Annotated in this window: 21 protein-coding genes; 9 read left to right on the top strand and 12 right to left on the bottom strand. The window is 62.7% G+C overall.

What is annotated here, in order from left to right:
• Window positions 1-150: 150 nt before the first annotated feature.
• The gene (locus V1279_RS27565) at window positions 151-2,475 is read left to right on the top strand and encodes a xanthine dehydrogenase family protein molybdopterin-binding subunit (protein ID WP_334442399.1); all 2,325 of its coding nucleotides are present in this window, start codon (window positions 151-153) and stop codon (window positions 2,473-2,475) included.
• A gap of 140 nt (window positions 2,476-2,615) precedes the next feature.
• On the opposite strand, the gene V1279_RS27560 is transcribed toward V1279_RS27565, so the two are convergent.
• Genes V1279_RS27560 through V1279_RS27550 form a run of 3 tightly spaced genes read right to left on the bottom strand, consistent with a single transcriptional unit; the run spans window position 2,616 to window position 5,844 of the window.
• Complete coding sequence (locus tag V1279_RS27560) at window positions 2,616-3,812, bottom strand: acyl-CoA dehydrogenase family protein (protein WP_334442395.1); 1,197 nt, start codon at window positions 3,810-3,812, stop codon at window positions 2,616-2,618.
• A 12-nt stretch (window positions 3,813-3,824) separates the two neighbouring features.
• Window positions 3,825-4,973 carry an acyl-CoA dehydrogenase family protein gene (locus V1279_RS27555; protein WP_334442393.1) on the bottom strand — a complete coding sequence of 383 codons (1,149 nt, stop codon included), beginning with the start codon at window positions 4,971-4,973 and terminating at the stop codon, window positions 3,825-3,827.
• 19 nt (window positions 4,974-4,992) lie between these two features.
• On the bottom strand, window positions 4,993-5,844 hold the full coding sequence (locus tag V1279_RS27550; RefSeq protein ID WP_334442391.1) for an enoyl-CoA hydratase: 852 nt from the start codon (window positions 5,842-5,844) through the stop codon (window positions 4,993-4,995).
• Window positions 5,845-6,003: 159 nt separating this feature from the next.
• Between V1279_RS27550 and V1279_RS27545 the strand changes: the two genes are divergently transcribed.
• Genes V1279_RS27545 through V1279_RS27535 form a run of 3 tightly spaced genes read left to right on the top strand, consistent with a single transcriptional unit; the run spans window position 6,004 to window position 8,046 of the window.
• Window positions 6,004-6,612, top strand: coding sequence for a LemA family protein (locus V1279_RS27545; RefSeq protein WP_334442389.1), 609 nt, complete (start codon window positions 6,004-6,006; stop codon window positions 6,610-6,612).
• Window positions 6,613-6,634: 22 nt separating this feature from the next.
• Entirely contained in the window at window positions 6,635-7,546 is a 912-nt protein-coding gene (locus V1279_RS27540; RefSeq protein WP_334442387.1) for a TPM domain-containing protein, read from the top strand.
• 2 nt (window positions 7,547-7,548) lie between these two features.
• Complete coding sequence (locus tag V1279_RS27535; protein ID WP_334442384.1) at window positions 7,549-8,046, top strand: TPM domain-containing protein; 498 nt, start codon at window positions 7,549-7,551, stop codon at window positions 8,044-8,046.
• A gap of 271 nt (window positions 8,047-8,317) precedes the next feature.
• On the opposite strand, the gene V1279_RS27530 is transcribed toward V1279_RS27535, so the two are convergent.
• Window positions 8,318-11,536: an ATP-binding protein gene (locus V1279_RS27530; RefSeq protein WP_334442381.1), complete on the bottom strand. Its 3,219-nt coding sequence runs from the start codon at window positions 11,534-11,536 to the stop codon at window positions 8,318-8,320.
• 178 nt (window positions 11,537-11,714) lie between these two features.
• Here V1279_RS27530 and V1279_RS27525 point away from each other — a divergent pair, with 178 nt between their 5' ends.
• Together V1279_RS27525 and V1279_RS27520 are read left to right on the top strand one after the other, a co-directional pair.
• Window positions 11,715-11,984, top strand: a complete 270-nt coding sequence (locus V1279_RS27525) for a hypothetical protein (protein WP_334442378.1) — start codon at window positions 11,715-11,717, stop codon at window positions 11,982-11,984.
• Entirely contained in the window at window positions 11,981-12,286 is a 306-nt protein-coding gene (locus V1279_RS27520) for a hypothetical protein (RefSeq protein ID WP_334442376.1), read from the top strand. Before V1279_RS27525 ends, V1279_RS27520 begins: the two co-directional genes overlap by 4 nt.
• A 168-nt stretch (window positions 12,287-12,454) precedes the next feature.
• Here V1279_RS27520 and V1279_RS27515 read toward each other — a convergent pair whose 3' ends face one another.
• From V1279_RS27515 to V1279_RS27505, 3 genes are all read right to left on the bottom strand, one after another.
• On the bottom strand, window positions 12,455-13,069 hold the full coding sequence (locus V1279_RS27515) for a glutathione S-transferase family protein (protein WP_334442373.1): 615 nt from the start codon (window positions 13,067-13,069) through the stop codon (window positions 12,455-12,457).
• Window positions 13,070-13,194: 125 nt separating this feature from the next.
• Window positions 13,195-14,007 (bottom strand): MBL fold metallo-hydrolase, encoded by an 813-nt coding sequence (locus tag V1279_RS27510; protein ID WP_334442370.1) that lies wholly within the window; start codon window positions 14,005-14,007, stop codon window positions 13,195-13,197.
• Complete coding sequence (locus V1279_RS27505) at window positions 14,004-14,378, bottom strand: Crp/Fnr family transcriptional regulator (protein ID WP_334442367.1); 375 nt, start codon at window positions 14,376-14,378, stop codon at window positions 14,004-14,006. Before V1279_RS27505 ends, V1279_RS27510 begins: the two co-directional genes overlap by 4 nt.
• 229 nt (window positions 14,379-14,607) lie before the next feature.
• Here V1279_RS27505 and V1279_RS27500 point away from each other — a divergent pair, with 229 nt between their 5' ends.
• Window positions 14,608-15,639, top strand: coding sequence for a hypothetical protein (locus V1279_RS27500; RefSeq protein WP_442894826.1), 1,032 nt, complete (start codon window positions 14,608-14,610; stop codon window positions 15,637-15,639).
• Window positions 15,640-15,729: 90 nt separating this feature from the next.
• The gene (locus V1279_RS27495) at window positions 15,730-17,241 is read left to right on the top strand and encodes a hypothetical protein (protein ID WP_334442364.1); all 1,512 of its coding nucleotides are present in this window, start codon (window positions 15,730-15,732) and stop codon (window positions 17,239-17,241) included.
• A 27-nt stretch (window positions 17,242-17,268) separates the two neighbouring features.
• Here the strand turns inward: V1279_RS27495 and V1279_RS27490 are convergent, their stop codons facing one another.
• The 3 genes from V1279_RS27490 to putA all read right to left on the bottom strand — a co-directional run bounded on the left by V1279_RS27490 (window position 17,269) and on the right by putA (window position 22,230).
• Window positions 17,269-17,916, bottom strand: a complete 648-nt coding sequence (locus V1279_RS27490) for a glutathione S-transferase family protein (protein ID WP_334442362.1) — start codon at window positions 17,914-17,916, stop codon at window positions 17,269-17,271.
• Window positions 17,917-17,927: 11 nt separating this feature from the next.
• Window positions 17,928-19,133, bottom strand: coding sequence for a CaiB/BaiF CoA transferase family protein (locus V1279_RS27485; RefSeq protein WP_334442360.1), 1,206 nt, complete (start codon window positions 19,131-19,133; stop codon window positions 17,928-17,930).
• A 97-nt stretch (window positions 19,134-19,230) separates the two neighbouring features.
• Complete coding sequence (putA, locus tag V1279_RS27480) at window positions 19,231-22,230, bottom strand: bifunctional proline dehydrogenase/L-glutamate gamma-semialdehyde dehydrogenase PutA (protein ID WP_334446595.1); 3,000 nt, start codon at window positions 22,228-22,230, stop codon at window positions 19,231-19,233.
• Between the two features lie 370 nt (window positions 22,231-22,600).
• Between putA and V1279_RS27475 the strand changes: the two genes are divergently transcribed.
• A complete protein-coding gene (locus tag V1279_RS27475) occupies window positions 22,601-23,146 on the top strand; it encodes a hypothetical protein (protein WP_334446594.1) in 546 nt (181 codons plus the stop codon).
• A 146-nt stretch (window positions 23,147-23,292) separates the two neighbouring features.
• On the opposite strand, the gene V1279_RS27470 is transcribed toward V1279_RS27475, so the two are convergent.
• Window positions 23,293-23,493, bottom strand: coding sequence for a cold-shock protein (locus V1279_RS27470; RefSeq protein WP_212419956.1), 201 nt, complete (start codon window positions 23,491-23,493; stop codon window positions 23,293-23,295).
• A gap of 376 nt (window positions 23,494-23,869) precedes the next feature.
• Window positions 23,870-25,603, bottom strand: a complete 1,734-nt coding sequence (locus tag V1279_RS27465) for an adenylate/guanylate cyclase domain-containing protein (protein ID WP_334442355.1) — start codon at window positions 25,601-25,603, stop codon at window positions 23,870-23,872.
• Window positions 25,604-25,968: the final 365 nt, after the last annotated feature.

The following is a 25,968-nucleotide window of genomic DNA, read 5'->3' as shown; positions in this document are numbered from 1 at the left end:
AATCCCATTTGGCGGCAGATCACACCCGTTCGCGGTCGCCCGCGCCCGGCGCGTTGGCGTGTTTGTTGCAGCGAATTGAATGAGTTGTCTCACGCCGAAAAACCGCTAAAACCCCGCCCAATCCGACAAGAAAGCTCGAAGGACAAACTGATGAATATTCTTCCCGGCAATATGCGTTTTGGTGCGGGCCAGCCGGTCAAGCGTTTGGAAGACCAGAGGCTGCTCACCGGGAAGGGACAGTTCATCGACGACAAGCCCGAGGAGGGCGCGCTGTGGCTCTACGTGCTGCGCTCGCCGCATGCCCATGCCCGGATCAAATCGATCGACACCAGGGCCGCGCTTGAAATGGCCGGGGTAGAGGCCGTCTATACCGGTGCCGACCTGGTGACGGACGATATCGGCACCCTCCCGACTCTCGCGATCTTCCAGCGGCCGGACGGCAAGCCGATGACGGTGCCGCCGCGGCGTCTGCTGGCCCATGAAATCGTGCGTTATGCCGGCGAGGCGGTGGCGGCGGTGGTAGCGGCGTCGCGGGTGCAGGCGCAGACGGCGGCCGAGGCGATCGCCGTCGATTACGAGGTGCTGCCCTCGGTGGTCGATCCCGTCGAGGCGGTGAAGCCCGGCGCACCCGCAGTGTGGCCCGAGGCGCCCGACAACATCGTGGCCGCCATGAGCTATGGCGACGCCGCCAAGGTCGAGGAAGCCTTTGCCAAGGCTGCGCACATGGTCTCGCTCGATCTGGTCAGCCAGCGGCTGGTGCCCTCGGCGATGGAGCCACGTTCGACGATTGCTGAGATCGAGAAGAAGACCGGCCGGTTGATCCTGCACGTGCAGTCGCAAACCCCCGGCTCGACCCGTGACCTGCTCGCGGAATCCATTCTGAAGCGGCCGAAGGACAGCGTGCGCGTGCTGGTCGGCGATATCGGCGGCGGCTTTGGCCAGAAGACGAGCCTCTATCCCGAAGACGGCATCGTCGCTTACGCCGCGACCAAGCTGAACAGGAAGATCCGCTGGCGCGGCGACCGCACCGACGAATTCGTCGGCGGCACCCATGGCCGCGATCTCACTTCGACCGGCGAATTCGCGCTCGACGCCAAAGGCCGCGTGCTGGCCTATCGCGTGCGCTCGATCGGCGGCACCGGAGCGTACTCGTCGGGGACCGCGAACATCATCCCGCTGGTGCTCGGCCCGTTCGTACAGACCGGCGTCTACGACCTGCCGCTGGTGCATTTCGAAGTGAAGTCGGTGATGACCAACACCGCGCCGGTGGGCGCCTATCGCGGGGCGGGGCGCCCCGAGGCCGTGTTCATCGTCGAGCGGCTGATGGATGCCGCCGCGCGGCAGATCGGCATGGACCCGCGTACCATCCGCAAGGTCAACTACATCAAGCCCGCGCAACTGCCTTACACCAATGCGGTCGGCCAGGTGTACGACTCCGGCGCCTTCGCGCACATGCTGTCGCGCGCCTCGGAGCTTTCGGACTGGGATGGCTTTGCAGCGCGCAAGAAGGCGGCGAAGAAGAAGGGCCTGCTCTACGGCCGCGGCCTCACCAGCTACATCGAATGGACCGGCGGGCGCGCGCACACCGAAAAGGTCAGCCTGCACGCGACCGCGGAAGGCCGCGTCATCCTGCATTCCGGCACCATGGCGATGGGGCAGGGACTGCAGACCACCTATACGCAAATGGTGTCGGATACGCTCGGCATCCCCATGGACAAGATCGACGTGGTGCAGGGCGATACCGACCTTGCCACCGGCTTCGGCAGCGTCGGCTCGCGCTCGCTGTTCGTCGGCGGTACCGCGGTCGCGGTCTCGACCAACGACATGATCCACAAGGCGCGCGAGAAGGCCTCGAACGTGCTGGAGACGTCGGTCGAGGATATCGAATATCGCGATGGCTGGCTCAGTGTGGTCGGCACCGACAAGCGCATCAGCCTGTTCGAAATCGCGAAGAAGGAAGACGGCGCGCGGCTTTCCGTTGACTCTGAAGGCGAGGTTGACGGGCCGAGCTGGCCGAACGGGACGCATATCTGCGAAGTCGAGATCGATCCGGAAACCGGCGTCAGCAAGGTGGTGCGCTACACCACGGTCGATGATGTCGGTATCGCCGTCAATCCGATGCTGGTGACCGGCCAGGTGCATGGCGGCGTAGCCCAAGGCATCGGGCAGGCGCTGTATGAGGGCGTCGCCTATAGCGAGGAAGGGCAGCTGCTGACCGCGAGCTACCAGGATTACTGCGTGCCGCGCGCCGACGATATTCCGCCGATTGCCGTGACGCTGGATGATTCCGCGCCCTGCCGCACCAATCCGCTCGGAGCCAAGGGCTGCGGCGAATCCGGCGCCATCGGCGGGCCGCCCTGCGTCACCAATGGCGTGATGGATGCGCTCAGTGAGCTCGGCATCACGCAGCTCAACACGCCGCTGACGCCGGCCAAGGTGTGGCAGGCGATAAGGGATGCGAGGGCGGGGGAATAAGTGGGCCGTCGTAATAAGCAGCTCGTCATGCCCGGGCTTGTCCCGGGCATCCACGTCTTGACAGACGTGCGGCGACAAAGACGTGGATGGCCGGGACAAGCCCGGCCATGACAGCGAAGGTCGCGAAGCCGCGCAGACCGCTACAGCCCCAACACCATCTTTGCCACGATATCCCGCTGGATCTCCGACGAACCACCGAAAATCGTGTACGCCCGGCCGTTGAGATATTCCGGCACGACCGGCAGCATCCCCTCCGGAATTCCCGGCGGCTCGTTGAGCCGGTAGAGCGGTCGCATTGGCTCGACATAGAGGCCGTCATTGCCGATCACGTCGACGCCGAGCCGCGTCACCGCCTGGCGGATTTCGCTGACGCGCAGTTTTAGCAGCGACGACACCGCGCCGGGATTTTGACCGGTCTGCAGTGCCGACAGCACGCGCAGTTCAGTCATCTCCAGCGTATCGATATCGACCTCGATCTCCGACATCCGCATTGCGATATCGGGATCGTCGATGGCGCGGCCGGTGGCGTCGGATTCGGCAAGGTCCGAAACCGTCTTCAGCGCGTCGCGCAATTTGGCCGAGGCGATGCCGGCGCCGCGCTCGAATTCGAGCAGATATTTGCCGTAGGTCCAACCCTTGCCTTCCTCGCCGACGCGATTGGCGACAGGCACGCGGACGTCGTCGAAGAATACCTGGTTGACCTCGTGGTCGCCGCCGATGGTGAGGATCGGCCGCGTCGTGATGCCTGGGCTCTTCATGTCGATCAGGATGAAGGAGATGCCGTCCTGCTGCCGCTCGGTCTCGTTGGTGCGCACCAGCGCGAACATCCGGTTGGCGTGATGGGCGTGTGTAGTCCAGATCTTGGTGCCGTTGATGACGTAGTCGTCACCGTCGCGCACGGCGCGGGTCTTCAGCGAGGAGAGGTCGGAGCCGGAGCCCGGTTCGGAATAGCCCTGGCACCAATAATCCTCGCCGGAGAGAATCCGCGGCAGGTAAAAGTTCTTCTGCTCGGGCGAGCCGAAGCCGATGATGACGGGGCCGACCATCTTGACGCCCATCACGTTCACATTGGGCACGCCAGCGCGGGCGCATTCGGCCTCGAAGATCCAGCGCTGCGCCGGCGTCCAGTCCGGTCCGCCATGCTCCACCGGCCAGCCCGGCGCGCTCCAGCCTTTCTTGTGCAGCGCGCGCTGCCAGGCCATGCCGATGTCAGGATCGGAGAATACCGACGGCGTCAGCGCGGTGGCGCGTTTCATCTCGGGTGTGAGATTTGCCGCGATGAAGTCGCGTACCTCTTTTTCGAAAGCGCGCTCTTCGGCATTGAAGGCGAGGTCCATGGTGCGCTCCTCTCAGGCCTGAACGGCACGGCCGCCGAGGGCCGCGTGACGGCGATAGTGATGGGCGCTGCCGCCGAACAACGTCTCGAAGGCAAGCAGCCGCTTGAAGTAGGCGCCGATGTCGAGCTCTTCGGTGACGCCCATCGCACCATGAAGCTGGACCGATTGTTCGGCGACGAAGCGCGCGCATTTGCCGATCTTGGCTTTCGCACCCGAGGCGGCGCGGCTGCGCGCCACCGGTTCGGCGTCGGCCATCAGCGCGGCGCGCAGCGCCATTGAGCGCGCCTCGTCGCATTGCATCGCCATGTCGGCGAGGCGATGACGGATCACCTGATTGGCGGACAGCGGTCGGCCGAACTGCTTTCGAATCTTGGTGTATTCCAGCGTCTGGTCGAGCAGGGTCTGCATGATGCCGACGGCCTCAGCCCCAAGCGCTGCCATGGCGCGGTCGATCACGGCTTCAATCGCGGGCAACGCGTCGCTGCCGTGGCCGAGCAGGGCGTCGGCAGGAAGCTGTACATCCCGGAGTTCGAGATTGCAGGCCCGCCCGCCGCCAAGCCGCGGAAAGTCGCGTAAGGCAAGGCCGCGCGTGCCTTGCGGCACCAGGAACAGGCAGAGCTTGCCTGGTTTGCCGGAGCCGTCATCGACGCGGGTCGAGACGATGATTTGGCTGGCGGCGTTGCCGTCCAGCACGGCGGTCTTGTGGCCGTCGAGGCGCCAGCCGTCCGGTGTCTTCTTCGCTGTGGTCCGAACGTCGGCGAGATCGAAGCGCGCCTGGCGTTCCGAATGCGCGAATGCCAGATACAGCGAACCGTCGGCGATTTTCGAAAGCCGCGCCTGCTTCTGTGCCTCCGTGCCGCATTCAGATATCAGGGATGCGCCGATCACGACGGTGGAAAGATACGGCTCGGAGACGAGACCGCGCCCGAACGCTTCCATCAGGATGCCGATCTCGATGGCGCCGCCGCCAAGGCCGCCATGGGCTTCGGCGATCGGCAGCGCCAGCCAGCCGAGATCGGCGAACTGCTTCCAGATATCGGCGCTGAAGCCGAGCGGATCGCTGGCGACCTTGCGGCGGTGATCGGCGGTATAGGTCTCGCTGACGAAGCGATCGGCACTTTCGCGCAGCAACCGCTGCTCGTCACTTGGGGTAAGGTCCATCTGATCTGCTTTGCTTGTTCTATTTTGCTTGTGCCGGTTTTCTGACGGAGGGGTGCAGGCCTGCAGGATCCACGATCATTCCGAACTCCTGAAGGTTATGCGCGTGGCAGAGCTGGTGCAGCGCGAACGCCTGTTCGATCGCCGCGGGCTGTCCCATCACGTCGACCGAGCGATTGACGGCTTCCTTTGTCAGTTTCAGCGCGAACGACGGCTTGGTTGCGATCCTTTCAGCGAGCTTCATTCCGAAAGAGGAAAGTTCGTCGCGCGGCACCACGTGGTTGACCATGCCGAGCCGGTGCGCTTCCTCCGCACTCCAGACGTCTGATGTGAACAGCAATTCCTTGGCCTTGCGCGGACCGAGCTCCCAGGGATGCACGAACCATTCGACGCCGCAGACACCCATGGTGACGACAGGATCGCAGAACTCGGCATCATGGCTTGCGACGATGAGGTCGCAGGCCCAAGCCAGCATCAGGCCACCGGCGATGCACTTGCCGTGCACTTCCGCGATCGTCGGTTTTGCAAGATTGCGCCAGCGCCTCGTGATCTGCAGATAGATTTCCTGCTCGCGCGCAAAGCGGCCGTGGGCGTTGGGCTCGGCGAAGCCGCCCCAATTTCCGACCGGCGGAAAATCAACGCCGGCGGCATTCTTGGCCCCGGGGCGCAAATCATGCCCTGACGAAAAATGCGGGCCGTTGCCGGCCAGGATGATGACCTTGACCGCATCATCCTGCACCGCCTGGTCGAAGGCGGCATTGAGATCGTAGGTCATCTGCAGGTTCTGCGCGTTGCGCGCCTCGGGCCGGTTCATCACGATCCGCGCGATGCGCGGCTCGGGTCGCTCCACGACGATGGTCTCGAACGCGGTCATGCGCCCTCCCTCTATTATTATCCGGCCATGTTGTTATTTCAGCGAACGATAGGCAAGGGCCATCGGCTGCCAAATCGGACTTGGCGCGGGCCTACGCCTTGCATACCTGACGCAACCAATCTGATACGTTGGCGTTTGAGGTTTCTTTGGGAGAGTTCGATGCGCAGATTATGGACCGTGCTGGCGGCGCTGGCGACACTAAGCCTGACCAATTGCGGCTACAACGCGATCCAGACCACCGACGAGCAGGTCAAGGCGGGCTGGTCGGAGGTCGTCAACCAATACCAGCGCCGCGCCGATCTGGTGCCCAATCTCGTCAATTCGGTGAAGGGCTTTGCGCAGCAGGAAAAGGACGTGCTGCTCGGAGTCACCAACGCCCGCGCCAAGGTCGGCAGCGTCCAGGCGACGCCGGAGGTGCTGAACGATCCTGCCGCGTTCCAGAAATTTCAGGCCGCGCAGGGCGAACTCACGAGCGCGCTGTCGCGCCTGTTGGTCGTGACCGAAAATTATCCGCAGCTCAAATCGGACGCGCTGTTTCGCGATCTGATGTCGCAGCTCGAAGGCACCGAAAACCGCATCACTGTGGCGCGCAACCGCTATATCAAGGCGGTGCAGGATTATAACGTCGGCATCCGCACTTTCCCGAACAATCTGACGGCGATGGCGTTCGGTTACAAGGAGAAGCCGAATTTCACGGTTGAGAACGAGAAGGCTATCTCGACGGCGCCGAAGGTGGATTTCAATCCGACGCCGGCGCCCGCGAAGTAATGGGGTGAACAGACGACCTGCGATGAACGCTGCAAGAGCCTCCCTTCTTGCGCTGCTGCTGTGCTGGGCCGCTTCGGCACTGGCGCTTGTCGCGGTGCCGGCTTTGAGCGGGCGGGTAGTCGATCAGACCGGCACCCTCGCGGCCAGCGACATCGCCTCGCTGACGCGGCGGCTGGAGGATCTGGAGGCGCGAAAGGGCAGCCAGATCGCGGTGCTGATCGTGCCGACGACGGACGGCGAGGCGATCGAGCAATTTTCGCTGCGGGTCGCGGAAGCCTGGAAGATCGGCCGCAAGAAGGTCGACGACGGCGCGCTGCTCGTCATCGCCAAGAACGATCGCCGCTTGCGGATCGAGGTCGGTTACGGCCTCGAAGGTGCGCTCACCGACGTCACCACCAAGCGCATCATCGACGAAGACATCACGCCCAAATTCAAGGCCGGCGATTTCGCCGGTGGCGTCTCCGCGGGCGTTAACCGAATAGTCCGGGTCGCCGAGGGCGAGAAGCTGCCAGAGCCGGCGCCGCCGCATTGGGAGACGTCTCAACTCCTCAATTACCTCAACCCCGGAAATCCGTTTGTCATCGCTGGGCTGATCATCCTCGCAGCCGTGCTGCGCAGTTTTCTTGGCCGATTCATCGGCGCACTGGCGACCGGCGGCATCGTTGGTGTTGTCGCCTGGTTCGTTGCGGGATCGCTCGCGGCCGCAATGCTGGTGGGCTCTATCGCTTTCGTCGTCACCTTCCTCCTCCAGAATCTGGGCTCGACCGGCCCGAGCGTGCGGCGCCGCCGATACGACCGGGACAATGGCGGATGGGTCATGGGCGGCAGCGGCGGGTCCTGGTCGGGCGGCAGCAGCTCCAGTGGTAGCGATAGTGGCGGGTTCAGCGGTGGCGGCGGCAACTTTGGCGGCGGCGGCGCCTCGGGGAGCTGGTAGACATGAGCATCCGACGCATTACCAGACATCTTCTGCAGCACCACTGGCGGCGCCGTGTCGCATTCCCGCCGGACGCGTTGGCGCGGATCGAGCGCGCCATCGAAGCGGGCGAGACCGCGCATTCGGGACAGCTCCGCTTCGTGGTCGAAGGCGCGCTCGACGGCGCGCCGCTGTTTCGCAATCAGCCGGCGCGGGAGCGGGCGCTGGATATTTTTTCACAGTTGCGGATCTGGGACACCGCGCAAAATAACGGCGTGCTGATCTATCTCCTGCTTGCCGATCGCGATGTCGAGATCGTCGCCGACCGCGGCATCAACGCGAGGGTGGGCACAGCGGGCTGGGAAAGAATATGCCGGGAGATGGAAACGGATTTCAGGGCAGGGGATTTCGAACGCGGGGTAATCAAGGGGATAGAAGCCGTGTCGCGCGAATTGGCCGCTCATTTCCCGAGGAGCGGCGGCGGCTCGAACGAGCTGCCGGATACGCCGGTGGTGATGTAGCCCACCACCCTAAACCAATGGATAGTCGGCTCATCCGTTTCCATGGTGTGAGCCTACCTCGGTACGGTTCGGCAATACCTACGCGCAATGGCGTCAGCCGGCACTGGGCGCTACTGATCAAAATAGTTCTAGCAACGGAATGCAAAGCAACGGAACCGGACCCGCGAGCCGGCAGTTGCAAGATGAGGTCGGCGGCGTAACGCCCGCCGGCCTTTTTCTTTGGGGCAAAGTCTACCCAGCGGCTGTCAGACGCCGAGATCGATCACGCTGGTCAAGTTGTCAGAGCGCTCAACACGGAGCTGTGCAAGGCATCGTCGGGCTCAAAGTTTCGCGCAAGAGTTCGTATCACCGTCTCAAAACGGATCCGGTAGGTGGCGGCATCGTCCGCTTCACCGATACTTTCGAATATCGTCGCGGCGCCGAGATAAACTCGCCATCCAGCGAGAGGAAAGTTGGCATTGTCAACGATCGACAAAGCGCGCGACAAGTGTTCCCGAGCTTCGTCCCGATCGCCGGTAGCAAAAGCGATCCGAGCTGACAGACCATGGGCGAGGGCGAGATGGTTCTGATCGGGTGCCGGGGCAGCGTAGTCGCGCAGCTGGATTGCCCATCTTCTCGCCTGATCAAATTCGGCAATCTGCAGGCAATATTCCCCCAAACAGTGATAAAGCTGCGTGGATATTGTAAAATCCAGCGGAATGCCATCTTGTTCGAGGCGGCGCTGAACGTCATTGAACTGTTTGCTTGCTCGTTGTGGGTCGCGTAATCCCACGAAAGCTTTCGCCAGGACCGCTCGCTGAAAGAAATAAGCAAACTGGTTTTCGTTGAGAGTGTTCTCGTCGACGCCTTCGCAGAGGGCGCGGGCTCCCTCAAAATCCATTGCTTCGACGTGCAACCATGCGAGTGTCAATCGACATAGTCCGCTGGCCTGTTCATTTCCGTTTTTTCTCGCAAATTCCAAGGCCGTTGTGGTTTCGCGCTGCAAATCCCGCCACTCGCCCAGATGAAGGAGCGCGGTGGACTCCAGCACATTGAAAAGGACAAAGACGTAAACATCCCCAGCTTCGCTGGCCAATCGCTTTCCATGCGTCGCCGAGCGACGACACTCTCGGTACCGCGAGCGCCAACAGTCAAGAATTCCCTCGATTCCATAACGCCTGATCAACGTGCCGTGGTCCTGTGCGCCCGCACTTAACTCCATTGCTCTCATGCAACGAGTAGCATCCTGATCGTGCCATCCCTTGAGATACAGGTTGATGCTGGCGCTGCTGCCTTGTACCAGGGCCTTAAAGGTGTCGTCCTCCAGGGCTTGGCTTTTAATCAGCACATCTTCGGCCGCCTGAAGGCAGAGGCGTCGATCTGCGTGCAAGCAGAAGCGGCTAACGGCAAGAAGGCCAGCGACCTCCTGTCGAAGCTCGCCGGCGTGTCCAGCGCAGACAATCATCTCCTTGAGATCACGAACCGAGCCAGCGAGATCACCACTTGAGCGCAGAGCAAGGCTGCGATGTCGCAACACGGAGATGCGCAGCCTGAACTTATCCGGCACATCAAAGCGATCGAGAATACTAAGACCACGCGTTAGATAGCTGGCGGCTTCCGCGTGGCCAAGGCGCTTCGCGGAACTCTCTGCCGCCTGTCCGAGGTAGCGCAAGGCGCTCGGAAAATCCCGGCCCTGTTCGAAATGAAGCGCGAGCACCGGCGCGATTTCCGAGGTCAGATCGCCATATGCCTGTTCCAGCCTCTTGCCCAGACGCCTGTGCGTTTGCACGCGCTGTCCCGGCGCGAGATGCTGATAAACGACGTTTTGATACAGAATATGTCGGAAAGCATACGATCCCGAGTACGTGCCATCCGGCCATTCAGACACACCCGACGGGACCAGCGTGTGATCCTTGCGGGTTAGCGCTTCCAGGTCACGCTCAACCTCGACGGCATCGCGTGACAAGCCGGCTGCCACCAGGGCGGCGGAAAAATCTCCGCCGGCTACGCTTGCGACTTCGAGTAGACGCCGTTCCTCCTCCGTGAGGCGGCTTACCTGATAATTGATCATATTCAGCAAGTCGGTCGGTACGCCATCTTGCGGAATCGCCGCCTCCGATGGCAGGCGCCAGGCACCGTCAGTTTCGACGATCACTCGCTGATCGATGAAAAACTTGATCAACGATGCGATGAACAGCGGCTGTCCCTGCGTTCGCTCGAACACGGGTTCAGACAAGGCGGACGCCACTGCATCATCGCGGAACCGCAGTGCGAGATGTCGCTCGACCTCCATTCGGGACAATCGATCGAGGCGCAATTCGCCGCAGCGCTCGTGTATCTCCAGATCTTGATGCAGGCGCCGAATGGGATGTTGGCCGATGATGCTATCTGCCGGCCGATAGGAACCGAGGATCAGCACCGAGGCCTTGCTATCTCCTCGCGCAAAGCGGGAGAGGGCGTCCAGCGTTGCCAGGTCGCTCCAATGCAGATCCTCGAGAACGATTACCCATGGACGATCGGCGCTCAGTGCTTCCACAAGATCGCAAAATTCGCGGAGCATGCGCTCGCGGGTCGCACCGAATACTTCGCGTTGAAACGCGGCGCGCTCCGTCGCACCAATCAGTCCTGGTATCTGCAGCATCCAGGTTGGCGCGTGGGCACGAATTGCTGTCTGCAGTTCTGCTCCATTCGTGCTGCGACAGCATGTCACCAGCGCGTCGATCAATGGCAGAAAGGCCTCATCGGTGCCGAACCTCTCGGTGCAGCGCCCGCACAATAAATCGACGCCCTGTTGCGACAGTCGGTCCACCGCCATCTGGATAAAAGCCGTCTTTCCAATTCCGGCCTCTCCGGTGACAAACGCTATCTGCCTTTGGCCGCTCAGCATGCGCTGTGCCATCCGGTCCAGCATATCGAGCGGCGCGGCGCGTCCAACCATATGGTGCGCGCGTGAATCGGTGAGCGCGGACACTGTCGGCAGGTCTTTCTGATCGTCCACGAGTTTGGGCGAGGGTAGCTTTGCTATTTCATAAGACGATCGGGCTGCCCGTGGTTCATCCGGTGTCGGCGGGTCTTTGTCCCCGGATCGTACGGCGGTACCGACGAAACGATAGCCGCGCCGCGGCAAAGTCTCGATCCAGGATCTCCCTCCAGGGACCAGCGCCAACGCCCGCCGCAACGCAGCAACCTGAACCGTGAGATTGCTGTCCTCGACAGCCAAGCCCTGCCAGGCAAACGCGATGAGGTCTTCCTTGCTGACCAACTGACCTGATCGCTCGACCAGCATTAGCAGAATGGAAACAGCCCGCTCACCCAGGGGTAGGGGGGTGCCGTCATGAATTAGAATGCGCGCGACCGGGTCCAGCACGAGCGACCCCATCCGCCACTCAAGGCTAGCGGCGCGGGCGGGAGGCGCTTCGCCATGCAGATGAGAAGGATTGGGCTCCGATCGTTCAACGACCATCGATGCCTGCCCGTCAATCAAAATAATATCGGAAGTCAACTCCTTCATCAGGTTGAAGTCAACGCGATAACAACGACTTCGCTCCGCTCGGTCGCTCGCTGCGAGCGGCTCAATTCGGATTCATTTTGCAACCTTTTCGGGAGTGCTTCGCGACATTGGGTAGTCGCGAGGCGCAGGTTGCTCGTGAGCATTATCCGTTGTCCGCCAGCCAGAGGAGGGGCAAGCCATGGTCAGGGTGATCGATCTTGTCGGATACGCAGCCCCGATGATGGTGCTCTTGATGACCAGGGAGATGATTTTGCGCGCACTCGGGATGCTCAGCCGTGTCGCGGTTGTCATCTTCAGTATCGTGGCGTGCCTTCTGCCCGTCTTGTTGCCGCATTTGATACTCTTGCCGATGAGCGCACTACGGCTGTGGGATATATTGACCGGCACTTCCGGCGACAGCGCGAGGCCAGCAGGCAGCGTGGCTTCGTCAGAAAGGAGGCTTAAATGACAGAAATTCGAATTAATGCAGGTAAAGCAGAACGAATAATCACGCAGATGTTGCGCGACGAGCAGGGCGTGCATCCAGCCGATGCAGTCGCGTTGGCTGCGGGTATCTGTCGGCGGCTTGCGATGGCGATGCCGACGAACCCGTCATTGGGTTGCTGCCGGATCATTTCGAAAGAGCCTCCAGATGCCGACGATTTCGCGATCGCGGTCGCAGAAAAGCTCAACGGGAAGAGTGAGCGTTGGAACGCGAGCGAACTTTGGGAGCTTGTCTACAATCAAGGTCGCCATCTTCGGATGAGCTAGTCACGGACCAGGTTCAATGCCTGCCGCTGCTCGGGTCCCATTGCCCGAACGCATCATCCACCGGCCGGAATGCCTTGAGCGGCGCGTGATGTAGCTCGCGCGGTAGCGCCTTCACAGGCGCACCGGCCCGTGCATCAACTCCGAGGCGCTTCCAGGCAAGTGTAGGGTTCACGCCTTCGCGGAAGGCCGTTCCCCCACGCGCGCCATCCATGCCACGATGTTGGTGTTGGCAGGATCGAGCGGCTGGCCGACCTGGCCGCCGAAATCGAGCCAGCCATAGAGCAGGATGTCGGCCAGCGTGAAGCGCTTGCCGCAGAAATAGTCGCGGCCGTCAGCCATCTGGCCGTTCAGCCATTGCAGCCGGTTGGCGGCAATCATCTTGAGGCCGGGCGAGGCTTCGGGGGCGCAGGGAATCCGCTTTTCGAAGAACTTCAAACCCTCGCCGAAGCGAAAGCCGTTTCCCATATGCTCGCAGATGTTGAGATCGACGCGGCGCGTCCACATCCGGCATTCGGCACGTTCTTCCGGCGTCGTCCCGATCATCGGAGGGTTTGGATGCTTCTCTTCGAGATATTCGCAGATCGCGGTGATTTCGGAGAGATAGTTGCCGTTGTCGAGTTCGAGGGTCGGCATCTGGCCGTGCGGATTGCGCTTCAGATGCTCGGCCTCACGGTTCTCGCCCTTGCGCAGATCGACGGTCTGCTTCGGCATATCGATGCCCTTCTCCGCCATGAACATGCGGACAACGCGCGGGTTCGGTCCGACCGAGTCGTAGAACTTCATGGTGCTATCTCTCCCGATGTTTTCTTGTGCAGTGTTGTTGGGAATTGTTGAACAGGCCGCCATGCCATTTGTCAAATGGACGGATCACACATTCGGCGCTACGGAATATGTTGCGGGCCGATGGCCTAGCTGTCGTCGAGCTTGTTGAGATCGCGCACCGACTGCATGATCGGCTCGAAGTTCGCTCGCGCATCCAATGCGTCGAACAATTGCGCGGTGTCCGACAATAATCCGTGCGAACGCTGGATCGCGATCCGCACGTCTTCTTGCGGTGTGTCGGATAGCCGGCCGTGGCCGGACAGCAGGATCTTCGAGTTCAGGCCCTTCAGCCGCTCGAGCGACTGGATGTAATCGGCGATGCTGCCGGAGCCGAATACGCCGCCCATCACGCCACCCGGCATCAGCGTATCGGAAGCGAACAACAGGCCCTTGTCCTGCTCGAACAGCGTGATGCAGGCCGAGGTGTGGCCGGGCGTGTACATCACGTTGAGGCGGAAATTACCGAGATCGATCAGATTGCCTTCTTCCAGCCAGAGATCGATATTGATCGGCACGTTCGGCTCGTTGAACATCTTGCGCAGCATCGAGAAGTCGTCGCGCAGCATGATCTTGTTGGCGGCCAGCCGATGCGCGGCGATGAAGGCGCGGCCGTGGAAATGATAGGCCGCACCGATATGGTCGAGATGCTCGTGGCTCAGCACCACCATGTCGATATCGTCGGGCTTCACGCCGATATGGTTGAGGGACGTCAGTAGATGCGGATAGTTCGAGGATAGGCCGACATCGATCAGGATGGTGCGTGAACTGCCGCGTACCAGATAGGCGTTCGCCGCGCGGTTCTTGAAGCGTACTTGATAGACGTCCTCGGCCGCCTCGATCAGCGTACAGACGTCGCTGTCGAGCAGCGTCTTGAAGGGGCTCGGTCTGCGCTCGCTCATGAACCGGCCGCGGCTTTGAAGGCCACCGTGTTGGAGGCGCGCAAGCGCTTGCTGAGCGCATCCATGATCATCAGCGCGAAGGCCGGCTGCTGGCTGACCAGGTAGACGAAGCGGGCGTGATTGATCCGCATCACGCGGGTATTTGGCGCGGCCGCAATGGCGGTTGCCGAACGGGACGAGCCGTCGATAACAGCCATCTCGCCGAAGAACTCACCCTTGCCGAGCGTGACGATCACCGTCTTGCTGGTGCCGTTCATCTTGACGATCTCGACCTGGCCGTCGAGCACGACGAACAGTTCCCGCCCGGTCGAGCCTTCCTCAAAAATGACGTCATCTACATCAAACTCGTTGATGCATTTCTCGATGGTCATGGTGGCCACCTGCCTTTCTGGCTGGTCGGTCCATGTTAATCGGGAAACAGACCGGCGCAAACAAGGCTGCCGCAGGGCAGCATAGCGGACCTTGGGACCGGGACGGCCGACAAGTGGCGGCTAAAACCGGGCCGGATGAGTTCCTAAAATTTCGGTAAGGCCGAGGCCGGTAAGGATTTGGCAAGTAATAAAAGTTACCAAATGGTCAATCAATTCTGGAGAATCCAACGTGAGCGATCAGCACCCCCAGCCCACCAGCGGTGAAACCGGAACCCTTGGCGCCGGGCCGACAGCTCCCGACATGCCTGCGCCGAGCGAGCCGGTAACGACCGCGGCAGAGATCGAGGCGGCGAGACTGGCGCCCGAGCAGGATGAGACGGCGCCGAAGCCTGACGCGCCCAAGGTGGAGGCCGTCAAAATGGAAGAGCCTAAGGTCGAGGCGTCAAAGGCCGAAGCTCCCAAGATCGAGGCTCCCAAGATCGACGCCGTGAAGCCGGAAGCGCTGCGCTTCCCCGGCAACGTGACGATCATGTCGCCCGGCGATCGCGCCGGCGTCGATGCGAAGGCGGCGCCGGCGGAGGGATCGTCCGGCAAACGAAGAATCGGGGCGATGGCCGCCGTGGTGGCGCTGGCGACGGTGGCGGGTGCGCTGGGTGGCGCGCTGGCAACCGCGGGCATTGGAAAGCTGATGGCCGGAGATTCGGCGCAAGATTCGGCCCAAGCATCAGTGAAGGATAGCGCGCTCGAAGCCACCGTGGCGCGGCTCGATGCCAACATCGTCGCGCTGAAGGCGAGCCTCGATCATACCGCCAAGGCCGGCGTGACCCAGTTCAACAAGGCCAGCGACCGCCTCGACAAGGTCGAGAAGGCGCAGGCCGAGCCGGCGGCAAAACTCGCCAAGCTCAGCGAGACCGTCGACAAGCTCCGCGCCGCCCAGGCGTCCGCGACGACGGCCGCCGCCGCGCCGGCGCCTGCGAAGGAAGTGACGGGCACGATACCGCAACAGCAGCAGCAGGCCGCAGCCGCGGCGGCGCCTGCGCCTGCGGTTCCGCCCAAGCCCGAGGTTGCCCGGCTGCCGACCGTCGAAGGCTGGGTATTGCGGGACGTCGCCAATGGCAGCGCCCTGATCGAGGGCCGCCGCGGCATGTACGAGGTCTATGCCGGCGATCCAATCCCCGGTCTCGGCCGTGTCGACGCCATTCGCAAGCAGGACGGCCGCTGGGTGGTCGTGACCAGCAAGGGCCTGATCGTCGCGCGCTGACGGGACGATATGCGAACAGGAAGGCGTTTCACGGCGACGTGAGGCGCCTTTCTTCTTGAATAGGTCTCATTGCGCGGTGTTAGTTGGGATATGAGCCGCGTGCCCCGACTTCTCGCCATCCTATTTGCTCTACTGTGCGCTGCTTTGCCGGCGCGTGCGGCGCAAGATGTGGCGCCGGAGCGTGGCACCGCCATCACCGATCCCGCGACGCTGCGCGAACTCGATGGCGGAAAATTTCGCCTCGACCGTATGTTGTTGCCGGAGCGGTCGGCGGACATCCCGCTCGCAAACAGCGCGGTGTTCGCCGTGCCGTCGATGATCCCAATCCGGCAGGCGATCGATGGCGAGTTCGATCGCTACATCGCGCGGCACAGCGCGAGCCTGCCGAAGGAGACGATCGGCGTCGGCGAGGGTTTTGACTTCCAATTGTTCGACCGCACGCTGCTTTATTCGGCAGAGACGCGGTTCGTGCTGGCCGGCATCGTCAACCGCATGGACCGCACTTATGCCGCGGAAGCAAGCTGCGGCGAGATCCGCCTGATCTACCGCTTGACGCGGATGAACAGGTCAGCCGACGACGCTTCGCCGCCGCGGCTGCCGATGACGCTGAACCTCGTGCTGAAGGCGAAAGGCGAGGGAGCGGCGATCACCTGCTCCGAAATCGCGGGTCGCTGGCTCGCCGCACCGCTCGGCGGGACGCTGGCGGCAAAGGATGACCCGCTCGATCTGATCGGCCACGAAAATATCGACCGCATCGAGACCAATCTCCAGATCGCGCACGCGCCGAAATCTGCGGTTCGCGATTTCCGCACCGATTATCTGTTGAAGGTGTTTCGTTACGATCGGGTCGCGCGTGTATTCGCGGAAGCGCCGATGGAAAACCAGATCGACCGCGCGCGGCTTCTGGCGGACGATGGCCTCAAGCGTGAGTTCAGGGCATGGCTGCTCGATCCCGCCAATCTCGTCGCGTTCGATCGCGGCACCGTGCTGATCCCGGAAAAATTCCTCGCCAACGGCGCGATTGCGCCAACTCCGGTCGGGTTCGATCCGTCGGACCTGGAGCCTGAATTCGGACTGGTGCAAGGCGAGGACGCCGCGTTCAGCGAGGCCGACGTCGTGGCTGCGCTAAGGAAGGCTGTGGAAAGTGGCATGAAGCTGCAGAACATCCGCTCGCCTGCCGGGTTCGAACGACGGCTCAACGACGTGACTTGTTCCGGCTGCCACCAGACGCGCGGCATCGGCGGCTTTCACTTCGCCGGCGTCGACTGGATGGCGGACAAACCGTCGAATTCGACCGTGGTGCCGGCGTCGCCGCATTTCTTCGGCGACCAGATCCGCCGCCGCGATATTCTCGTAAGCCTGCGCGACGGCAGGCCACCGGATTACTCGCGTGGGTTCGCCAGCCGTCCGCAATTGCGCGGCAGCACCGAACTCGCCGGCACCAATTATTACGACGGCTGGGGCGCGCATTGCTACGTGCAGAGCAAGCCGGCGGCCAACAATGACGCAAGTTTTCGCGACTGGACCTGCGCCGAAGGCCTGACCTGTCAGGCCGCCGGCAAGATCTCGCGCATCGGCATGTGCTTCGTCAAAAGCCGTTAAGGGTACGAACGGTCACATGGCATAAGTTTACTTGGCGTAGTGCGTCAGGCGTTTGCCGGGTAGCAGATCATAGGCCGATTTCCATCCCGGCAATTGCGCCATGCGCTTAAGCCAGGCGCTGATCGCGGGATGGCTCGCCGCCAGGTCATAGCCGGTTTCATCAGCGGGGTAATGCAGATAGGCCATCATCGAGATGTCGGCCACCGTCGGCCGTTCGCCGATGGCGAATGCATTCTTCTGCATGTGCTGCTCGAGAATCGACAGGAAATCGTCGAGCCGCCTGCGGAAATGCTTCAGCACATGCTCGTCCGGCGACGGCGTGAAGGTCCGGAAATAGCGGTAGGTTGCCATGTAGCCGGTGAGCTTGTGATTGTCCCAGAACAGCCAGCGCAACAGTTCGAACTCTTCCTGTTCGGTCTCGCCGCTAAACCGGCCGAATTGCTTTGCTAGCTTGAGCAGGATTGGCGCGGTCTGGGTCAGGCGTTCGCCGTCCATATCGAGCACCGGAATTTCGCCCATCTCGTTGACGTCGCGCCGCCATTCCGCCGTCCGCGTCACGCCGCCGCCGAAATCAGTCCAGACCGGCTCGAAGCGCTGGCCGCACAGAGTGAGCATCAGCGCGAGCTTGTAGCTGTTTCCCGATTCCGGGAAGTAATGCAGGCGATAGCTGGGCACGGCTTGCGGCCTCACGCCACCGCGCCGGCCGCGCGCAGCTCGCCGATAGCGGCTTCGTCATAGCCCGCGTTGCGCAAGATCTCGTCGCTGTGCTCACCGATGCCGGGCGGCTTGCGCGGCTGGACCTTCTTGCTGCCATCGACCCAGATCGGGCTGGAGATCGTCAGCATGGTGTCGTTCTCGAACGGTACCAGCACCTCGTTCTCGATCATCTGCTTGTCGTTCGGAATGTCGTCGAGGATGCCGACGACGCCGAACACCAGACCGTTGCCGTCGAGGATCTTGCGCCACTCGGCCAAGTCCCTGGTCGCAAAGGTTTCGTCGAAGATCTTGATCAGTTCGAGCGATCGCGCATGGCGCTCCTTTTTGGTCTCGAATCTGGAATCAGTGATGAGATCCTCGCGGCCCAGGCAGCGCGCCAGCGTCGGCCATTGCCGGTCCTCGTTAAGCAGGGAGAGGATCAGCCAACGTCCGTCCTTGCACTGGTAGTGATTGGTGACCGCGTTCAGCGCGCGCTCGCGTGGGCGGCGTTCGCCGAATTTTGCACCGACCAGTTTTGCTTGCGCCAGCACCGAAGCGGCCCAGACGCCGTTGGCCATCAGGTTGGAGCTGACATGCGAGCCCTTGCCGGTGCGCTCGCGCTTGTAGAGCGCGGTGACGATCGCGCCGTAAAACGCCATCGCGCAGGGGTGGTCGCCCATGCCGGCGATCGATCGCGCCGGCGTGGTGTGCTCATCCGCGCGCACCAGGTCCATCAGGCCCGAGCGCGCCCAATAGGCATTGCTGTCGAAGCCGGGCTTGTTGGCTTCCTCGCCCTTTTCGCCATAGCCGGTGAAGGAGGCGTAGATCAGGCGTTCGTTGAGTGGCGCCAGATGGTTGTGGGTGATGCCGAGCCGCTCGCGCACCTGCGGCGGATAATTGGTGATGAAGACGTCGGCTTGGGCGGCCAGCCGGTGCAGCACCGCCTGGCCCTCGGGTTTCGAGAGATCAAGCGCGAGGCTCTTCTTGTTGCGGGCTTCCAGCATCCACGCGAAATTATGCTCGCTATGCGGGTAGCCCGGTAAATTCGGCAGATTGCGATAGGGATCACCAGTGCCGGGCGGCTCGATCTTGATGACGTCGGCGCCGAAATCCGACAGCACGGTGGCGGCCGCAGGCGCTGCGATAAAACTCGCGCAATCCAGAACCTTGAGGCCTTCGAAAATACCCTTATCCATCGTGGCGCCGCTCCGTGACGTTTGTCGTTCCTGTTGAATTATCGCTGTGCGATCAGGTTCAAAAACGTCATTTGGCCCATCTTGAAGGGTGATGCAACTACTCCCCATCAGACATCAGCGCTGCATTTCCGCCGGCCGCCGCCGTATTGATCGTCACCGTCTGTTCGGTTGCAAAACGCGCGAGATAATGCGGCCCGCCGGCCTTGGGCCCGGTGCCGGACAAGCCATGTCCGCCGAATGGCTGCACGCCGACGACGGCGCCGATCATGTTGCGGTTGACATAGATGTTGCCGACCTGAAGCCGTTCGATCGCGTCCTCCACCGTATCGTCGATCCGGGAATGGATGCCGAGCGTCAGCCCGTAGCCCGAGCGTTCGACCGACTGTAGCACCTGTTCGAACCGGTCGGCGCGATAGCGCACCACATGCAGCACCGGGCCGAATACTTCTTCCGTGAGCTGGCCGGCATCGGACAATTCGAAAATATGCGGCGCGACGTAATTGCCTTGCGGTGCGTGACCCGCAAAATGCACCCGGGCTTCTTTCTTCATCCTTTCGATATGCGCGTCCAGCCGCTGCTTGGCCTCGGCATCGATCACCGGTCCGATATGCGTGGCCGGATCGCAGGGATCGCCGATGACGAGTTCGCGCGCCGCGCCCGCGATCATCTCAATCACGCGGTCGGCGACGTCGTCCTGCAAGAACAACAGCCGCAGTGCCGAGCAGCGCTGGCCGGCGGAGCGGAAGGCCGAGGTCACGACGTCGTCGGCGACCTGTTCGGGCAGGGCGGTGGCGTCGACGATCATCGCGTTGATGCCGCCGGTCTCGGCGATCAGCGGCACGATCGGCCCATCCTTGGCGGCGAGCGCACGGTTGATCGTGCGCGCAACTTCGGTCGAGCCGGTAAAGACGACACCGGCGATATCGGGGTGCGCCACCAGCGCGCCGCCAATCCGGCCGTCGCCTGCCACCAGATGCAGCGCGGACGCCGGTACGCCGGCTTCATGCAACAGCCGTACGGCCGCAGCCGCAATCAGCGGCGTCTGCTCAGCCGGCTTCGCAACGACTGCGTTGCCCGCCATCAAGGCGGCCGTGACCTGACCCAGAAAGATCGCCAGCGGAAAATTCCACGGCGAGATCGCGACGAAGACGCCACGGCCGCGCAGGCAGAGCATGTTGCTCTCGCCCGTCGGTCCCGGCATCGCCTTGGCTTCGCCGAACAGTTCGCGTCCTTGCGCGGCATAGTAACGGCAGAAATCCACGGCTTCGCGAACTTCGGAAACCGCATCGTCCAGCGTCTTGCCGCCTTCGCGTTGCAGCAGCGCGATGAAATGCGCCGCGCGCCGTTCCAACAAACCGGCGGCCTGCTCCAGCGCCGCCGCGCGCGTCTCGGCCGGCGTTCTGGCCTTGAAACCCTCGCGCGCAGCCACTATCGCCGCATTGGCTTCACTCTCGGTCGCATCGGCGATGCTCGCCGGCGCGGGCAATGGTGCGGCGGCGATGTCTGAGGCGAGTTGCTCCAGCGCCGCGCGTTCGCCGAATTCAATTCCGCGGGAATTTTTTCTTTTGGGTCCGTACAGATCGCGCGGCAACGGGATTTGGGGATGCGCGGCGTTGTCGGCACTGCCGACAATATCGGCCGGCCGCCGCAGCAATTGCGACACCGGTACGGTCTCGTCGGCAGCGAGCGCGACAAAGGACGAATTGGCGCCATTCTCCAGCAATCGCCGCACCAGATAGGCCAGGAGATCGCGGTGGCTGCCGACCGGCGCGTAGGTGCGATGGGCGATATCGGGGCGATCTTCGCCGAGCTTCGCATAGAGCGCCTCGCCCATGCCGTGCAGGCGCTGGAATTCGAATCCGCTCTGGTCGGTTGCCAGCTCGAGGATGGTTGCGGCCGTCAGCGCGTTGTGGGTGGCGAATTGCGGAAAGATCCGTGGCCGCAGCGCCAGCAATTGCTGCGCGCAGGCAAGGTAGTTCAGATCCGTCATCGCCTTGCGGGTGAACACCGGATAGCCGTCGAGCCCGCGTTCCTGCGCGCGCTTGATCTCGGTGTCCCAATAGGCGCCCTTCACCAGCCGCACCATCATTTTTCGGTCGAGGCTGCGTGCGAGACGATCGACGTAATCGATCACATCGGAGGCGCGCTTCTGATAGGCCTGGATCGCGAGGCCAAACCCGTGCCAGCCCGCAAGCGAGGGATTGCCGAGCGCTGCCGCTATCACGTCGAGCGACAATTCCAGCCGGTCCGCTTCCTCGGCGTCGACAGTGAAATTGAGGTCATAGGATTTGGCTTGCCGGGCGAGATCGATCAGCCGCGGCACCAGTTCGCTCATTACCCGGGCGCGGCTCACCGCCTCGAAGCGGGGATGCAGTGCCGAGAGCTTGACCGAGATACCGGGGCGGTCGGGCAGGGGACGGTCCTCGGCCCTGCGGCCGATCGCATCGATCGCGCTGGCATAGGAGTTGAAATAGCGCGCGGCGTCTTCGACCGTCCGCGCGCCTTCGCCGAGCATGTCGAAGGAGTAGCGCCGATGGCGCGATGAATGCGGCTGCGCGCGCGACAGCGCGGCTTCAATGGTCTCGCCGAGCACGAAATGATTGCCCATCAACCGCATCGCCTGCCGCGTCGCCGCCCGCACGGCCGGCGCGCCCAGCCGCTTGGTCAGCCGTCCGATGGTCCCCTGCGGCGTCTCGCCGGGCTGGATCACGCGAGCCGACATCCCGAGCGCCCAGGCCGAGGCATTGACCAGGAACGCACTCGACCTGGTTTCGTGATGGACGAAGTCGCCCTGGCCGAGCTTATCCTCGATGAACTGGTCGGCGGTGCGGGCGTCCGGCACGCGCAGCAGCGCTTCCGCCAGCACCATCAGCGCCAGTCCCTCTTTGGTCGACAGCGCGAACTCGCGCAGCATGTCCTCGACGCCGCCGAGCGGATCGTCGTTGGCTCTGATGGCCTCGATCAGCCGTGTCGCCATGCGGTCGATACGCGCTTCCTGCGCCGGCTCAAGCGGCACGGCCCGGAGCAGGCGATTGGCCATGGCACGGTCGTCGGGCGCGTAGGGCGCGCTGAAGGGCGGAAGGGGCGACTGAGGAATCAGCATAGGATTCTCTTGGCTCCAGCCAGTCTACCGGGGCCGGGATTGACAGAACAGGGCGCAAATTTCCCCAATTTTCCGGGGGGATGGCCGGATCGCCAAGGCCGGAATGGTGTGCTAGCGGAACCAACTGGCGCACGGAAAACACAGCAGGCGGAATTTCCGCGGCGGGATCCACAGATTGCCGGCTTGCTTGTTGGCAGCGTGAAGGAGCCGCGCTAATCGTGAGGCTCGTCGCATGGGAACAGCAGGGATGATGAGAGACGCCGCTCTGCCGATACGGGGAAGCCGCACGCGGAATAGTTTCGTGGCTGTGTTTGGCGTGCTTCTCGCCGCGTTGTTTGGCACCTCGGCGGCGAAGGCGGTCGAGATGAGCGCTGAGGTCGCCAATCTCTACAGCTCGGTTTCGATCTATCCGCCGTCGGCCAAATCCATGACTGTCTGCTACGGCTTCGTCTGCCGGCGCCGCGAGATCCTCGATTTCACGGCCAGCGACCGCAACGCGATCACACAAATCATGGCGGCGGGGCGCGTCTCAGCCGCGGCCGAACGCGCCGCGGTGCAGAAGGTGGTGGTGTGGTTCGATCGCCGCATGGGGCCGATCCTCGGCACCAACAAGCGCGTGGCGAAAGCGGATTTCCGCTACTTCGACGACAAGCACAATTATGATTGCTGGGACACGACGCGTAACACCACGAGCCTGTTGCTGGTGCTACGCGAGTGGGGCCTCCTGAAGCATCACGCGATCGGCGATCCGAAATATCGCGGCAATACGCTGGTGCTGCAGACGCCGCACAACACCGCGGTGCTGGTCGATCGCGCCACCAAGATCGAGTGGGTCGTCGATCTCTGGCCGCGGGGCTATCTGCAGCCACCCGACGTGATGACGGTCCAGAAATGGGTCACGGAAGATTGAGCGGCCGGTTCTCGCGCACGATTTAGCTATCGCACGTGCTGAAGCGGTGCCCGCTCCGCCGAACGCTCACAGTTTTTGAGAAATTTTTTTAGCCCAGCTCCCGGCTTTTAGTCCGAGAGCGCGCCGTTGCCGATCGCGCGTTTGCGCTAAACCTTGAGGTTCTCGGCCGAAGTCTTGCCCCGGTTGGCGATCTCTTCGTACTCGACGGACTGCCCTTCATTGAGCGTCGAAAGACCAGCTTTCTCAACTGCCGAAATATGAACGAACACGTCCTTGCCGCCATTCGAGGGCTGGATGAACCCGTAACCCTTGGTTGGATTGAACCACTTCACCGTACCTTTAGCCATTCACGTCGTCTCCGCGGAATCAAAAAAAGTAAACGAGCCGTCGGTCCCCGCACTAACCGGCATGCCCGAGGCATCAGGATACGCGGGTTGGGGCGGGCTGGGTAGCGCAAACGGAATGGCCGTTTCGGCAAAAAACCGCCCATTCGCCGCCGATTCACGCCGTTTTGCCGGTTTTGCGCTCATTTGACGCGGCCGGCGGGCGCCGATGCCAAAATTGGGCAATTGGTTCGACCCGCTGCCGGTTGACATCATTCCACCGCTTGCAGGGAGGCGGCGGCGGGCCTCCGGCGCCGCCCATCGCGGCCGGAAAACCCCGGCCGCGCGAGCGGCCGGGGCTTCCGCACATACGCTTCGAAACGCTATCACTGCAGCGGTTTCAGGCTGCGGCGCTTTGCTCTTCGTTAACCAGCGCCGGCAGCGTTTGCGCATCAGCAACAGTGCGTACGATCATCGGCTCGTTGCGCCCGCGGATCTCGACTTCCTGCGCCGGCAGCGCATCTTCCGCCAATCCTGCCGTTGCGCGAACTTCATCCGAGATGACAACCTCGCATGCAAGAATCTTGGTCATGTCCTGCAATCGTGCCGCGACATTGACGGGATCGCCGAGCGCGGTGAACACCATGTGATCGCGGTAGCCGATGTCGCCGACGATAACTTCGCCGCCATTGATGCCGATGCCGAAGCGGATGGGCTCGCGCAGATCGTGTTCGAGAAACTTGTTCAGCTCGTCGACATTGACGGCGATCAGGGCTGCTGCCCTCAACACCTGACGGCACGCCTCCTGGCGGCTGCAGGCGAGTCCGAACAGCGCCAGCATGCCGTCGCCGACAAACTGGTTCGGCATGCCGCCGCTCTCGAGCACCGCCTGCGACACCGCGCCGAGGAAGCGGTTGACGATGAACACCGTGTCGAACGGCAGCCGCTTTTCCGCCAGCTTGGTCGAGCCGCGCATGTCCACGAACAGGCTGACGAGATAGCGCTCCTGGCCGATCCGCGTCGGGTTCGACTCGTGGCCGTCGGCGGACATCGTGTGCGGCAGGAACAACTGGAAAAACGAGAGATCGGTCGGCGGCCGCAACTGGCAGGCGAGGCGAATGGAAGGATCCGATGTGCCGACCCGGCCAAGCACGAACGCCTCGCGCTGCGAGGGCTTGGGCAGGTCGCTGCAGTCGCCGATGATGCGGATGCGGCAGGTCGAGCAGCGCGCGCGGCCGCCGCAGACGCTGGCATGCGGCACGTTGTTGCGCAGGCTGGCCTCGAGCACGCTGAGGCCCTTGGGGACACGCACCATCCGGCCATTGCCGTAGGACAGGTTGATCATGCCGCGGCGGCGCTCGTTGACGGCGCGGACGCCGCGGGCCAGCAGCGCGACGCCGATCAGGCCGAAATATCCGAACAGAAAATAGTCCGTGATGCGATCGAGCGCTTGCGCTTCGGCACGGGTGCCGATCAGGCGCTGCGACTGGGTCTGCGCGCGCCATTCCACGCTGTCATTGTCGATAACCATGCGCCCGCTCTGATAGAAGCCCAGCATGGCGAGCGTCGGAACCAGAACCGCCGCGGCGAGCAGGAACGGCGCGGTGCGTTTGTAGAACGCCCGCATCCGCAGCCAGAAATACAGCCCGATGCAGCCATGGACCCAGGCGATGATCATGACCGCGAGCATCAGCCAGATCCGGTATGGCGCCCAGACCCAGTAGAGGAAGAGCACCTGCGGATAGAGCTTTTCATGTCCGAACAGCGTCTGGCCGAGCCGGACACCGATGATATGGGCGATAATCAACATCGGCACGCTGAGGCCGAGCGCAAGCTGCAGTGGCTCGATCGCCTTCCAGCGGAATTGCCGGCGTTCGTAGAGCGCCCAGATGCCGAGTGCGGTATGCACCAGGCACGCGGTGTAGAACAGGATCGTGACGGGGAGGAATTGCCAGAACGCGGTGTGCAGATAGACGCCGCTCGCCAGCGCCTCCAGCGAGATATTGCCGAGCGTATGGTTGAGGAAATGAGTGACCAGATAGGCGAACAGCACGACGCCGCTGACAAGGCGGACCTGCCGGAGGCTGATGCCGCGGACGAATGCCGTCAGTTGTTCTCGGGAAAGAGTGGCCATGCGATCCATGGGGTCAATATTGGGCGATACTAATGCCTAATTCCAGCGGTGCATACCATCAACGAGTCGTCGCTGCGTTCGCAGGGACGACGTGGGGGAAAGGCGAGAACCCATCAACGTGTCGCCCCTGCGAACGCAGGGGCCCATACGCCGCGGCCGGCGGGCGGGGCAGGAGGGAAGACGGCTTCGCTTCAGCAAGCGACTGCGGTAGTTGGCAGGGCGTCTGCCACCAGGCTTTCTCGACGGATCACGCGGTATGGGTCCCTGCGTTCGCAGGGACGACGGAAGTGATTTTTCTCCACGGCTCGTTGACACTCCCGGCACAGTCGAGGAGAAAGCGCCGTGACGATTGCCAAGCCCTATAA

Source organism: Bradyrhizobium sp. AZCC 1610 (genome assembly GCF_036924515.1).
Classification (GTDB): domain Bacteria; phylum Pseudomonadota; class Alphaproteobacteria; order Rhizobiales; family Xanthobacteraceae; genus Bradyrhizobium.
Note: the sequence above shows the minus strand (reverse complement) of the source record. Positions and strands in the feature narration are given on the sequence as shown.

Coding starts and splice junctions, on each gene's coding strand:
- V1279_RS27565 (WP_334442399.1), top strand. CDS start 151: ATGAATATTCTTCCCGGCAATATGCGTTTTGGTGCGGGCCAGCCGGTC.
- V1279_RS27560 (WP_334442395.1), bottom strand. CDS start 3,812: ATGGACCTCGCCTTCAATGCCGAAGAGCGCGCTTTCGAAAAAGAGGTA.
- V1279_RS27555 (WP_334442393.1), bottom strand. CDS start 4,973: ATGGACCTTACCCCAAGTGACGAGCAGCGGTTGCTGCGCGAAAGTGCC.
- V1279_RS27550 (WP_334442391.1), bottom strand. CDS start 5,844: ATGACCGCGTTCGAGACCATCGTCGTGGAGCGACCCGAGCCGCGCATC.
- V1279_RS27545 (WP_334442389.1), top strand. CDS start 6,004: ATGCGCAGATTATGGACCGTGCTGGCGGCGCTGGCGACACTAAGCCTG.
- V1279_RS27540 (WP_334442387.1), top strand. CDS start 6,635: ATGAACGCTGCAAGAGCCTCCCTTCTTGCGCTGCTGCTGTGCTGGGCC.
- V1279_RS27535 (WP_334442384.1), top strand. CDS start 7,549: ATGAGCATCCGACGCATTACCAGACATCTTCTGCAGCACCACTGGCGG.
- V1279_RS27530 (WP_334442381.1), bottom strand. CDS start 11,536: ATGAAGGAGTTGACTTCCGATATTATTTTGATTGACGGGCAGGCATCG.
- V1279_RS27525 (WP_334442378.1), top strand. CDS start 11,715: ATGGTCAGGGTGATCGATCTTGTCGGATACGCAGCCCCGATGATGGTG.
- V1279_RS27520 (WP_334442376.1), top strand. CDS start 11,981: ATGACAGAAATTCGAATTAATGCAGGTAAAGCAGAACGAATAATCACG.
- V1279_RS27515 (WP_334442373.1), bottom strand. CDS start 13,069: ATGAAGTTCTACGACTCGGTCGGACCGAACCCGCGCGTTGTCCGCATG.
- V1279_RS27510 (WP_334442370.1), bottom strand. CDS start 14,007: ATGAGCGAGCGCAGACCGAGCCCCTTCAAGACGCTGCTCGACAGCGAC.
- V1279_RS27505 (WP_334442367.1), bottom strand. CDS start 14,378: ATGACCATCGAGAAATGCATCAACGAGTTTGATGTAGATGACGTCATT.
- V1279_RS27495 (WP_334442364.1), top strand. CDS start 15,730: ATGAGCCGCGTGCCCCGACTTCTCGCCATCCTATTTGCTCTACTGTGC.
- V1279_RS27485 (WP_334442360.1), bottom strand. CDS start 19,133: ATGGATAAGGGTATTTTCGAAGGCCTCAAGGTTCTGGATTGCGCGAGT.
- V1279_RS27475 (WP_334446594.1), top strand. CDS start 22,601: ATGAGCGCTGAGGTCGCCAATCTCTACAGCTCGGTTTCGATCTATCCG.
- V1279_RS27470 (WP_212419956.1), bottom strand. CDS start 23,493: ATGGCTAAAGGTACGGTGAAGTGGTTCAATCCAACCAAGGGTTACGGG.
- V1279_RS27465 (WP_334442355.1), bottom strand. CDS start 25,603: ATGGCCACTCTTTCCCGAGAACAACTGACGGCATTCGTCCGCGGCATC.